Raw genomic sequence first — 12184 nt, 5'->3', positions numbered from 1 at the left:
ATGTTTACTGGACGTCTTCGGTGAGTCGGATCCGACTTGCCAGGAAGCCAAAACCCCACGACATGTGCATCGTGGCGAGAACGGCAGGAACCCGTAGGCGGACTGACGGTTTCTCTCCGGCGGAGATGAAAGCGCCACCGAGGACAACGCCACCGGCATACGTGAGCGGGATCACCCACAGCGGCCGCCACAGCAGACCTCCGACGGCGCCCGCCGCCACTAGCGCGACGGCGGTCGGTGGCGCGAGATAACGCGCGTTGATCGAACCCTTGTGCCGGCGGGCCACGACGCGGCGCCACCGGCCGTACTCGCGGTACTGCCGCGACAGCGCCGAGAAGGAGCCCCGCGGACGGTAGGCGACCCGCATCTCGGGGGTGAACCACACGACGCCGCCGGCAGCCCGGATGCGAAAGTTCATCTCCCAGTCCTGGGCGCGGGTGAAGCGCTCGTCATACCCGCCGACACGCTCCAACCATTCCCGCCGAAAGACGCCGAGGTAGACCGTGTCGGCCTCACCGGCGCTGCCGCCTTGTTTGAACTTGACCCCGCCGACACCGATCTTGGACTTCATCGCGACGGCCACCGCGCACTCGAACGGCGTAGTGCCTTCGGCATCCATGATGCCGCCGACGTTTGCGGCGCCGGTCTCATCGAGAGTGCGCACGGCGGTCGCGAGGTAGTCGGTTGACAGGATCCCGTGACCGTCGACGCGGCAGACGATGTCGTATGACGCCTCGGCGATCGCTCGGTTCAGCGCCTCCGGGGTGCGGCCGGTCGGGTTGTCCACACGCCGGATCCGCGCGTCGTTCCGCTGCAGAGCCGCTGCAACGTCGTCGGTGCGGTCGGTGCTGGGGCCCACCGCGAGGATGATCTCGATCGGCCCGGACCACTCCTGGGCGAGGATTCCGCGCACGGATTCGGCCAGATGACGTTCCTCGTTCAGGATCGGCATCACCACCGAAACACCGTGCTGAGATGGCGTTTCGGGAGCAGGCACGCTTTCCAGGTTACAGGAGCCGGACGGGTGGCCGGGTTACCCTCGAGCGATGCCCGATGACGACGACGCGATCATCGTCGACACCCGCCGCGGGGCAGCACGACCCCCGCGCGTTCGACGACGCCCCGCCGAAGAACCCCAGCAGATCCCGGTCCGCTCCCCCGGCCAGGGGCAGGCACGGGTACCGGGCCGCGCGCCGGTGCAGCCGGGCGATCGCTGGAACGCCGGCGGGTATGCCGAGGGTTTCGACTCGACGCGCGTGATGCCGACGCGTGGCGCGGGTCCGGCTGCCGGGCCCGGTGGGCGCGATGGCGGTTACGACAGCGGCCGGGGCTACGGCGGCGGTGGCACCGGTCGGCCCGCTGATCCGCCAGCACCTGCGCGCCGACCCCGCCGCCGCAAGCGCACAGCGTTGCGCGTGTTCGGGGTGCTCGTGCTCGTCGTCGCGTTGTGGGCCGGTCTGCTGGTGTGGGCCGGCATGTCGGCGTGGGGCAAGGTCACCAAGGTCGACGCCTTCCCGACGAGTGGCCGGCCGAGCCCGGGTAAGGGCACGAACGTCCTGCTCGTGGGGTCGGACTCCCGGGCCGGGCTCACCAGCGCGCAGGCCAAGGCCCTGCGCACCGGTGGCAGCAATGTCTCCGAGGGAGCCGCGCACACCGACTCGATCATGATTCTGCACATGTCCTCCAGCGGCTCCCCCACGTTGGTGAGCATCCCGCGCGACAGTTGGGTGGCGATCCCGGGTTACGGACACGGCAAGATCAACGCCGCATTCACGTATGGCGGCCCGAAGCTGCTCGTGCAGACCGTCGAGCAGGCCACCGACCTACGTATCGACGACTACATGGAGATCGGTTTCGGCGGCTTCGCCGGCGTCGTGGACGCCGTCGGCGGCGTGCGCATGTGCCTGCCGGAAGCCGTGAAGGACGACTACGCGCACATCAATCTGCCGGCCGGCTGCCAGAACCTGAGCGGTGCCAACGCCCTAGGTTACGTGCGATCCCGGCACGCCTTCGCAACGGGCGACCTAGCCAGAGCCGAGCATCAGCGGCAGTTCCTCGGCGCGCTGATGAAAAAGATCGCGACGCCCGGGAACCTGCTGGTGCCGTGGCGGCTGAAGAGCATCGGGGAATCCGGCGCCCAAGGCATTGCGGTCAACAAAGGCATGTCGCCGCTGACCGCGCTGAAGATCATGTGGACCCTCAAGGGCATCACCGCCGGCGGGGAGTCGGTGCAGGTGCCGGTCGCCAACGCCAACTACTACGTCGACGGTCAGTCGACGGTGTTGTGGGACAGCACCCGCGCCACGCAACTGTTCACCGCACTCCGCAATGACACCCCGATCTCGGTGAGCCAGAGCGCCGGATCGTGATCTGACGCGCCGTCGCGCTGAAGCCCGCATCGGGCGAGATCGCCGCTGCCGAGCGAGTTGGGCCCGCCGAGCATGGTGAACCACCATGACGGCCGGCTGAAGCATCACCCTCAGCCGGCCGTGTGAAGACATGCCGCCGTCAGCCGCGCAGCAATTGGCGGGCCATCACCATGCGCTGGATCTGGTTGGTGCCCTCGTAGATCTGGGTGATCTTGGCGTCGCGCATCATCCGCTCGACCGGGTGGTCCTTGACATAACCGGCTCCACCGAGCAGCTGCACGGCGTCGGTCGTGACCTCCATCGCGACATCCGAGGCGAAGCATTTGGCGGCCGCACCGAAGAACGACAGGTCGGCGTCGCCACGCTCGGACTTGGCGGCAGCGACATACACCATCTGCCGCGCTGCTTCGAGCTTCATCGCCATGTCAGCCAGCATGAACTGCAGACCCTGGAATTCGGCGATGGCCTTGCCGAACTGCTTGCGCTCCTTGACGTAACCGAGGGCGTAGTCGAGAGCACCCTGGGCGATGCCGACCGCCTGGGCGCCGATGGTGACGCGGGTGTGGTCGAGGGTGCGCAGCGCGATCTTGAGCCCTTCGCCGCGGTCGCCGATCATGCGGTTCGCGGGGATACGGCAGTTGTCGAAGTGCAGCTCACGGGTGGGTGAGCCCTTGATGCCGAGCTTCCGTTCGGGTGCGCCGAAGTCGAAGCCCTCGTCGGACTTCTCGACGACGAAGGCGGTGATGTTGCGACCGCGGTCACCGTCGGGATCGGTGACGGCCAGCACCGTGTAGAACTGCGACTCGCCGGCGTTGGTGATCCAGGACTTCTGACCGTTGAGCACGAACTCGTCGCCGTCCTCGGTCGCCTTGCAGCGCATCGAGGCGGTGTCCGAGCCGGCCTCGCGCTCGGACAGGCCGTACGAGAACATCGCCTCACCTCGCGCCACCGGCGGCAGATAGGTCCGCTTGACCTCCTCGTTCGCGGCAAGGATCACCGGCATCGAGCCCAGCTTGTTGACCGCCGGGATCAGCGAGGACGACGCGCAGACCCGTGCGACCTCCTCGATGACGATGCAGGTCGCGAGGGCGTCGGCGCCGACGCCGTCATACTCCTCGGCGATGTGCGGAGCGTGAAAGTCGGAGGCGACCAGTGCTTCGAGTGCCGCTCGCGGAAACTCGCTCTTGTCGTCCACCTCGGCGGCGTGCGGCGCGATCTTGTCCTCCGCGACGGCGCGCACTGCATCACGCAGAGCCTCGTGGTCCTCGGAGATACGGAACAGGTCGAAGTCGGTGTCAGAGCTCACAGTGATGGATCCTACTCGTCGGTAACGGTGGCGGGTGCGGGAACTGGTGTGCGACGCGGTGGCGGGGGCGGGCCATGATCAGGAGTCCTGTCAGACGGCGATCAGGCCCGTGGCCGCGTCGCTTCACCGGTCGAGCTGCGGCATGACCTCTCGGGCAAAACGCTCGATGCTCGACCGGTCGTAGGCGGCGTCAGGGAAGTACGTGATCGCGTAGCCGAGGCCGACGCGGCTCATCTGCTGCAGCCCGTCGATCACCTGCTCGACGGTGCCGACCGTCGGCTGTCCGCGCAGCGCCCGGTCGACATGGGTGGTGGCGTCGTCGGCCGACATGCCACCGCGCACCATGCGGTCGGCGATCGCGGCGAGCCGGTCGTCGAGCTCGGCGGCGTCGTCGGCGATGACGACGTTGACATTGCCGGTCAGAGTGATCTGCGAGAAGTCACTCCCCACATCGCGGCAGTGCTCTTTGAGGATCTGCGTCTTGGCCTCGAACTGCTCGGCGTCACCGAAATAGTTGGTGTAGTCGGCATACTGCGCGGCGATCTTCAAGGTGACCTTCGGGCCGCCACCGGCCACCCAGAGCGGAATCCGGTTGGCGGCGCTGGTTGTCTGCAGCGGCTGTGGAAAACACAGCGCGCCGTCGACCTGGTAGTAGTCACCGTCCAGCGTCGCCGACCCGGTGGTCCACATCTGCCGGAAGATCTCGACACCCTCGCGCAGCCGGCCCAGGCGCTCACCGGCGGGTGGGAATCCGTAACCGTAGGCGCGCCATTCGTGCTCGTACCAGCCGCCGCCGATACCCATCTCTACGCGCCCGCCGCTGATGTGGTCGATCGTCGCGGCGACCTTGGCCAGGTAGGTCGGCTCGCGATAACTCATGCAGGTGCACATCTGACCCAACCGCACCCGGGAGGTGATCGCGGCGAAGCCCGCCATCAGCGACCAGGCCTCGTGGGTGGCCTCATGGGAGGGCTGCGGTGTGGTGTGGAAGTGGTCATAGACCCAGATCGACTCCCACTGCGGGGTGTCGTCGGCATACCGCACGAGGTCGCTCATGACCCGCCACTGCTGCTGCGGATCGATGCCGACCAGGTCGTAACGCCAACCCTGGGGAATGAACAGTCCGAACCTCATGTGTCGTCCTTCGTCGTGCGTCCGGGCTGCATCGCCCGCGGGTATCGTGTCGGCCATGACTGAGCGCGCCAGGATCGCCGTTGTCGGCACGGGCTACGTGGGCCTGTCGATGGCCGTGCTGCTCGCGGGTGCCAACGATGTGGTGGGGCTCGACATCGACGCCGATCGTGTGGCGCTGCTCACATCCCAACGTAGCCCCATCGCCGATCCGGAGATCGAGGAGTACCTCGCAACGCGTGACCTGTCGCTGCGGTTCACCCTCGACAAGCACGAGGCGTATGACGGTGCCGACTTCGTCGTCATCGCCACGCCGACCGACTACGACCCGGCGACCAACTACTTCGACACCAGTTCGGTCGAGGCAGTCATCGCAGACGTGGCCGCGATGAATCCCACCGCGACGATGGTCATCAAGTCGACGGTGCCGGTCGGCTTCGTCGCCGACGTGTCCAAACGCCTCGGCACCAGCAACGTGGTCTTCTCACCGGAGTTCCTGCGTGAGGGGCGCGCGTTGTGGGACAACCTGCACCCGTCGCGCATCGTGGTCGGCGAGGTGAGCGCCCGGGCGCGCCGATTCGCCGATCTGCTGGCCGCGGCCGCCACCGATGACGACGTCCCGGTGTTGCTCACCGATTCCACCGAGGCCGAAGCCATCAAGCTGTTCGCCAACACCTACCTGGCGATGCGGGTGGCGTACTTCAACGAACTCGACACCTTCGCTTCCCGGCACGGTCTCGACACGCGGCAGATCATCGAAGGCGTCGGCCTCGACCCTCGGATCGGCCGGCACTACAACAACCCCTCGTTCGGGTATGGCGGCTACTGCCTGCCCAAGGACACCAAGCAGTTGCTCGCAAATTACAGCGAGGTCCCGCAGACGCTCATCGGCGCGATCGTCGACGCGAACACCACGCGCAAGGACTTCGTGGCGAGCGACATACTCGCCCGCAATCCGCGAGTCGTCGGGATCCACCGGCTGATCATGAAGTCGGGTTCGGACAACTTCCGCGCCAGCAGCGTGCAGGGCATCATGAAGCGCATCAAGGCCAAGGGCGTCGAGGTCGTGGTCTACGAGCCCGAACTCCACGAGCCGGAGTTCTTCGGATCGCGCGTCACCCACGACCTGGCCGATCTGAAGGCGTCGTGCGACCTCATCGTCGCCAACCGGCGCACGCCCGACCTCGCGGATGTCGCCGAGAAGGTCTACACCCGAGACCTGTTCGGCTCCGACAGCTAAGCCTTCGGCTCACAGTGGCGGCACGCGAGTCCGGCTGGCGACGGAAGCCCGTTGACCTGTCACACGACGTCGTTGTGACGCAGCGACAACGACATCCACGGACAGATCGCCGGAGAACTCGCCGGCGTCGTCCGCCCGCAAGCGCCGCCGTCAGTCGGTCAGGCCACCAGCGACTTCGGCACGCAACCGCTCGCCCTTGGCGAACGCCTGATCTCGCAGACCTTCCTGGAACTGCGTCATCCGCTGCCGCAGCGCGGCATCCGTCGCGGCCAGCATCCGGACGGCCAGCAGTCCTGCGTTGCGCGCTCCGCCGACCGAGACGGTCGCGACCGGAACACCCGCCGGCATCTGGACGATCGACAGGAGCGAATCCATCCCGTCGAGGTATTTCAGCGGCACCGGCACGCCGATCACCGGCAGCGTGGTCACGGCCGCGAGCATGCCCGGCAGGTGTGCAGCTCCCCCGGCACCGGCGATGATCGCCCGCAGTCCACGACCGGCCGCAGCCTCGCCATACGCCACCATCTCCCGCGGCATCCGGTGAGCCGAGACGACGTCTGCCTCGAAAGGCACGTCGAATTCCGCGAGAGCCTCCGCAGCCGCGCGCATCACCGGCCAATCCGAGTCGCTGCCCATGACGATGCCCACGAGCGGTGTCATTCGGTGACCGTCCCTTCGAAGAAGTCAGCGGCATGCCGCGCCCGCATCCGCAGGTCAGCCAGGTCGGTGCCGCAGACGTTGACGTGCCCGATCTTGCGCCCGGGACGCACTTGCTTGCCGTACAGGTGCACTTTCAGCCCGGGGTCTCGGGCCAGCAGGTGCCGATACGCCGAATACAGCTGTGGGTAGTCGCCACCGAGCACATTGCCCATCACCGTCCAGCGATCGCGCGGTCTCACGTCGCCCAGCGGCAGGTCGAGCACCGCGCGCAGGTGCTGCTCGAACTGCGAGGTCACCGACCCGTCCATCGTCCAGTGCCCGCTGTTGTGCGGTCGCATCGCAAGCTCGTTGACAACGTATGACGAGCCGCCAACGTCGTCGGTGATCTCGAACAGCTCGACAGCGAAAACGCCTGTGACATCGAGCTCTCCGGCGATGCGCAGCGCCGCATGTGTCACCCCGGCCTGCAGCCCGGCGTCCAGTTCCGGGGCCGGTGCGAGCACCTCGGTGCAGATGCCGTCGGTCTGCACGGTGTGCACGATCGGCCACACCGCCGCCTGCCCGGACGGACTCCGCGCGACGAGCACTGCCAGTTCGCGGGCAAAACTGACAGCCTCCTCCACGAGCAGTTCCTCGCCGCGCGCCAGCCAGTCCTGCGCATCGTCGGCGGAGGCCACGATGCGCACGCCTTTGCCGTCATACCCGCCGCGTGGGGTCTTGAGCACCACCGGCCAACCGTGCTCGTCACCGAATGCCGCCAGGCCGGCGCGGTCGGTGATCCGCGCCCACGCCGGGCACGGCACCCCCAGCTCGGTCAGTCTGCGGCGCATCGCCAGCTTGTCCTGGGCGTAGATGAGTGCCTCGGGCTTGGGGTGCACCTGCACGCCCGCGTCGACCAGCGCGTGCAGGATCTCCTGCGGGACGTGCTCATGATCGAAGGTCACGACGTCGCACTCACGCGCGAACGAGAGGACGGCGTCGAGATCGAGGTGCGACCCCACCGGGGCCGAGGGAATCACCTGGGCCGCAGCCGCATCGGCCGACTCGGCGAGGACCGACAAGGTGATCGACAGGTTGACGGCCGGTGGCTGGCACATCCGGGCCAGCTGTCCGCCACCGATGATGCCGACAACGGGGAACCCGCCCGGCGCGCGCTGCGGTGATGTCACCGGCACACCCTAATGGGGCGCGTGCGACGCTCCGAAATGCGATCCGAGTCCGATCAGTCCGGTCATGCGGTCATGCGACATGTGGTCACGCGGTCATGTGGTCATACGACATACGACATACGACACGGTCATCTCAAGGAGCAGGACCCGCGAGCACCGCACCGTCGGTGCCCGCTGCCGCACCAGGTCGCGGGCGGCTCGCATCGTCGTGCATTAACCTGCCACGGTGCTGTGGGGAAGAATCACCGATCTGATAACCAGGCTCTGGCGTGAGTTGGCCAAGTTCGGCGTCGTCGGCGCACTGTCGATGGTGATCGACCTCGGCGGCTTCAACTGGCTGGTGGACGGCCCGATGGCCGGCAAGATCACGACCGCGAAATTCATCAGCGGCACGGTCGCGATGGCCTTCGCCTGGGTCGGCAACCGCTACTGGACCTTCCGCCACCGCCGCAACCGACCGGTGCACCATGAGGCGGCGCTGTTCTTCATCGTCGGTGGCATCGCGCTGGTCATCAGCACCGCGTGGGTCGCCTTTGCCCACTACGGCCTGCACATGCACGGCAAGTTCTGGCTCAATTTCAACGCGTTCTTCGGTATCGGCCTGGGCACACTGTTCCGCTTCTGGTCGTACAAGAAGTTCGTCTTCGCCAACGAGCCGGTGCAGGACGAAGCCGCCGCCGAGGCGCTCCTCGATCCGCTCGAGCATGGTCACACCACGGCCCGTGATCACCGTCTCGGCAACCCCGAATCCACTGCGTCGCCCTCCGACAGGAACAGCGCGAACACCGCCGGCTGAGCACTGCGCAGTTCCAGCCGCCCGCCGTTCGCCTGGGCCAAATCCCGTGCGAGCGCCAGCCCCAGACCGGTACCACCGGTCGTCACGCGGCGTTCGAAGATGTGTGGGGCGATCGAGGAGTCCACGCCCTTGCCGAGGTCGCTGACCTCCACCACCACCGAAGGCCCGTGCCGTCGGGCCTTCACCTCGATGGTGCCGCTGCCGTGCGCCAGTGCGTTCTCGAACAGCGTCGCCAGGATCTGGGACACCCCACTGCGCGCCGCGAGCACCTGCAGACCACGCTCACCGCTGACCTTCACGCTGCGCCGCGCTTCTTCGAAGGTCGGCTGCCACTCGCGCTGCAGCTCCGCGATGACCGAGTCCAGGGAGATGCTCGGCAACGGGCCGGCCGGGGTGGCGCGGGCGCGCTGCAGCAACTCGTCGACGACGGTGGTGAGGCGTTCGACCTGGGTGATGCCGACGACCGCCTCCTCGCGCATCTGCTCGAGATCGTCACCCATCGAGATCTCGTCCAGCCGCATGAGCAACGCCGTCAGCGGGGTGCGCAACTGGTGGCTGGCGTCGGAAGCGAATTCACGTTCGGCAGCCAGCACCCGGGTGAGTTCGGTGGCGCGACCTTCGAAAACGTGGGAGATCCGGTCGATCTCGCTGATTCCGCTGCCGATCGGCTCGAACAACACCGGGCCGTCCTCGACCCGCTCTGCTCGGCGGGTGAGCTCCTCCACCGGGGTCGCGATGCGCTCCGCCTCCCGGCGCACCTGCCGGACGACGAACAGCCCGGCGAGGACGGTGGCGAGCAGCTCCACCACCCGACGCTGCCATCCGGGTGTCACCAGCAGAGCAACCACCACGACGAGGGCCAATGGCGGTATGGCGGTGCGCCATCCGGCCGCGAGCAGCCTCGAGCGCAACGCTCAGATCCCGTCCGCGGGCTCGAAGCGGAATCCGACGCCGCGCACGGTGGTGATGAATCTGGGTTGCGCAGCGTCGTCACCCAGCTTGCGGCGCAGCACCGACACATGCATGTCGAGCGTCTTGGTGGACCCCAGCCATGCGGTGTCCCAGATCTCGTGCATCAGCTGCTCGCGTGAAACCACCTTGCCCTGCTCGCGCACGAGCACGCGTAGCAGCTCGAATTCCTTGACCGTCAGCTGGAGTTCGTCGTCGCCGATGAATGCGCGGCGCGCGTCGCTGTCGATGCGTACCAGCGGAGCGGCCTCTGGGTCCGTGTCGTCGACGGGAGTGCGCCGCAGCAGTGCCCGCGCCCGCGCCAGCAACTCGGCCAGCCGGAACGGCTTGGTCACATAGTCGTCGGCGCCGGCATCGAGTCCGACCACGGTGTCGACCTCGTCGGCGCGCGCGGTCAGGATCAGGACGGGCACCGAGCTGCCGCCGGCACGCAGGCGGCGGCACACCTCGAGGCCGTCGATCGACGGCAGCCCGAGGTCGAGGATGACCAGGTCGGGGCCACTCTTCGCACCCTCCAGAGCGGCGAGACCGTCGTCGCGGATGTCGACGTCATAGCCCTCGCGGCGCAGTGCACGAGCCAGTGGCTCAGAGATGGCCGGATCGTCTTCGGCAAGCAGCACGCGCGTCATGGGGCTGATAGTAGTTGTCCCCCGCGGTTGGACAGCACCCATGGAGTGATCGTCCCGATGCCGGGAAGTGAGATCTCCTCGCGTGCGACGGCGTGCACCTGTGGCGAACCCTCGAGGGCCGCAGCGACATCGGAGTCGGCGAGCACGGTGCCTGGGTCGGCGGCGGTGGTCAGCCGGCTCGCACGGTTGACGGTCGTGCCGTAGATGTCGCCCAGTCGCGCGAGCACTCGGCCGGTGGCCAGACCAACTCGCATCCGGGGAATCAGGTCGTCCGCCGCCGCCTGGTCGAGCAGGTCGAAGGCGATGCGCGCCGCACCCTCCACGGACGTGTGCGAGAACAGCACCTCGTCACCGACGGTCTTGACGACTGCTCCGCCGTGGGTGCTCACGACGTCCGAGGCGAGCGACTCGAATCGCAGCACCAGGGTTGCGAGTTCACGCTCACTCAGCTGGCGGACCAGCTGCGTGAAACTGACCAGGTCGGCGAAGCCCACGGTCCGCACGACGCCGATGTGCGACTCCGGCTCGGAGTCGGCGATCATCCGCGAGATCGCGACGGCGAGATTCCTGCGCCATACGTAGGTGATAAGGGGAGCGAGATCGTCGGCAAGTTCCACCGCGCGTTCGGCCGACACCTGGGCGATACCGCTGTCGACTCCGAGGCCCTGATCGCCGCTCATCATGTCGGTGATCAGCTGCAGACTCCACATAGCGAGCCGGTCGGTGGACCGCCCGACGGCACGGGCCAGCCCGAGAGACGTGGTTTCGTCCAGCTGACCGTTCGCGATGACCGACTCGACGGTGCGCAGCGCCTGGACGTCGGCCTCGGTGAAGGCGACGTCCTCCTCACGGGCGTTCACGAATCCCATGGCTCGCCAGAACCGACGCGTCTGCTCAGGGGTGACCCCGGTGGCCGCGGCCACCTCGGCCCGCCGCAACGATCGGGGACCGCCGAGCAGACGTGCCTCGAGGGCATCCACAAAGGCCGCACGATCCTGCGGAACGGGCGCCGGCTCAGGCTCCTCACGCAGACGTGCCGCAGCCGGGCGGACGTGAACCACGTCGCCTGCGGCGTGCGGCACCAGTCCCTCGGCTGTGTCGACCAGCAACCGGCCCATCACGTCGACGTCGATCGCCCGACCGGTCGCGACCTCGTCGCCGGCGAGTTCGACCCGCACCTGCTGGCCGATGGTGAGGCACGCCGCACGGTAGGCGTCGTCGCCCGCCGGGGACGCCCACTCACCGCTGACCCGCTCGAGTTCACGCAGAATCTCCACGACGATGTCCTCGCAGCGCAGATCAGCACCGCACAGCTTCAGCGAGGTTGCGGTGGGCACCGGCAGCTGCTCGAGGCTCTGATGCACGTTGATGCCGATTCCCACGACCACGGTCGGCTGCTCACCGCCGGTCGCGGTGCACAGGATTCCGGCCAGCTTTCCCCAGTCCTGCCCCGGTCCGCTGCGGGCCAGCACGTCGTTGGGCCATTTCAAGCTGATCTCGGTGGGCGTCAAGCGGCGCAGTGCTCGCCGCACGGCCGCTCCGACCAGCAACGGAACCCAGCCCCACCGGGTGGGGTCGCCCGGCAGCGGAAGCGTCGCCGACATCGCGACGGACACGCCGGACGGCGCCACCCAGTCGCGGTCCATGCGTCCGCGACCCTCCGTCTGATGGTCGGTGATCAGAGCGCGCCAGGGCCGCGGATCTGCGAGCAGCTCGGCATTGGTGGAGCCCACCTGCGGGCTCACGTCGACCTCACGCCACTTGCTGTCGGCGAGGCGGTGGGTCATCTCGCCGCGGTCGAGGTAGTGGCTCACGTCACCAAGGCTAGTGCGGCAAGCGACAGTCCTTCACAGTCGACGCGCACGCGAGGAGCTCTCGCGTTCCACCAGCGCCTGTTCTCTGGTTCTCTGGCCGC

The 12184-nt window shown here is 67.7% G+C and carries 11 protein-coding genes; 3 read left to right on the top strand and 8 right to left on the bottom strand.

Features of this window, described 5'->3' with window-relative positions:
- Positions 1 to 4: 4 nt before the first annotated feature.
- A complete protein-coding gene (locus tag BKA23_RS04380) occupies positions 5 to 997 on the bottom strand; it encodes a glycosyltransferase family 2 protein (RefSeq protein ID WP_281287530.1) in 993 nt (330 codons plus the stop codon).
- A 49-nt stretch (positions 998 to 1046) separates the two neighbouring features.
- Between BKA23_RS04380 and BKA23_RS04375 the strand changes: the two genes are divergently transcribed.
- The gene (locus BKA23_RS04375) at positions 1047 to 2369 is read left to right on the top strand and encodes an LCP family protein (protein ID WP_246104445.1); all 1323 of its coding nucleotides are present in this window, start codon (positions 1047 to 1049) and stop codon (positions 2367 to 2369) included.
- Between the two features lie 139 nt (positions 2370 to 2508).
- Here the strand turns inward: BKA23_RS04375 and BKA23_RS04370 are convergent, their stop codons facing one another.
- Both BKA23_RS04370 and BKA23_RS04365 read right to left on the bottom strand, forming a co-directional pair.
- Positions 2509 to 3675, bottom strand: a complete 1167-nt coding sequence (locus BKA23_RS04370) for an acyl-CoA dehydrogenase family protein (protein WP_145225832.1) — start codon at positions 3673 to 3675, stop codon at positions 2509 to 2511.
- Between the two features lie 123 nt (positions 3676 to 3798).
- On the bottom strand, positions 3799 to 4809 hold the full coding sequence (locus BKA23_RS04365; RefSeq protein ID WP_145225830.1) for an LLM class F420-dependent oxidoreductase: 1011 nt from the start codon (positions 4807 to 4809) through the stop codon (positions 3799 to 3801).
- Positions 4810 to 4864: 55 nt separating this feature from the next.
- Here BKA23_RS04365 and BKA23_RS04360 point away from each other — a divergent pair, with 55 nt between their 5' ends.
- Positions 4865 to 6046, top strand: a complete 1182-nt coding sequence (locus BKA23_RS04360) for a nucleotide sugar dehydrogenase (protein ID WP_145225828.1) — start codon at positions 4865 to 4867, stop codon at positions 6044 to 6046.
- Positions 6047 to 6196: 150 nt separating this feature from the next.
- On the opposite strand, the gene purE is transcribed toward BKA23_RS04360, so the two are convergent.
- On the bottom strand, positions 6197 to 6706 hold the full coding sequence (gene purE / locus BKA23_RS04355; RefSeq protein WP_145225826.1) for a 5-(carboxyamino)imidazole ribonucleotide mutase: 510 nt from the start codon (positions 6704 to 6706) through the stop codon (positions 6197 to 6199).
- Positions 6703 to 7875, bottom strand: a complete 1173-nt coding sequence (locus BKA23_RS04350; protein WP_145225824.1) for a 5-(carboxyamino)imidazole ribonucleotide synthase — start codon at positions 7873 to 7875, stop codon at positions 6703 to 6705. The genes purE and BKA23_RS04350 overlap by 4 nt, the downstream gene beginning before the upstream one ends.
- Before the next feature lie 226 nt (positions 7876 to 8101).
- Between BKA23_RS04350 and BKA23_RS04345 the strand changes: the two genes are divergently transcribed.
- Complete coding sequence (locus tag BKA23_RS04345; protein WP_246104444.1) at positions 8102 to 8671, top strand: GtrA family protein; 570 nt, start codon at positions 8102 to 8104, stop codon at positions 8669 to 8671.
- Here the strand turns inward: BKA23_RS04345 and BKA23_RS04340 are convergent.
- From BKA23_RS04340 to BKA23_RS17945, 3 genes are read right to left on the bottom strand one after another with little or no spacing between them, the layout of a single operon-like run.
- Entirely contained in the window at positions 8602 to 9582 is a 981-nt protein-coding gene (locus BKA23_RS04340) for a sensor histidine kinase (protein ID WP_145225822.1), read from the bottom strand. The genes BKA23_RS04345 and BKA23_RS04340 overlap by 70 nt on opposite strands.
- A gap of 3 nt (positions 9583 to 9585) precedes the next feature.
- Positions 9586 to 10269, bottom strand: a complete 684-nt coding sequence (locus tag BKA23_RS04335) for a response regulator transcription factor (RefSeq protein ID WP_145225821.1) — start codon at positions 10267 to 10269, stop codon at positions 9586 to 9588.
- The gene (locus tag BKA23_RS17945; protein ID WP_145225819.1) at positions 10266 to 12083 is read right to left on the bottom strand and encodes a biotin--[acetyl-CoA-carboxylase] ligase; all 1818 of its coding nucleotides are present in this window, start codon (positions 12081 to 12083) and stop codon (positions 10266 to 10268) included. The genes BKA23_RS04335 and BKA23_RS17945 overlap by 4 nt, the downstream gene beginning before the upstream one ends.
- Positions 12084 to 12184: the final 101 nt, after the last annotated feature.

Origin of the sequence: Rudaeicoccus suwonensis, from assembly GCF_007829035.1 — a bacterium.
Classification (GTDB): Bacteria; Actinomycetota; Actinomycetes; order Actinomycetales; family Dermatophilaceae; genus Rudaeicoccus; species Rudaeicoccus suwonensis.
This window is presented reverse-complemented; position numbering and strand designations above follow the sequence as displayed.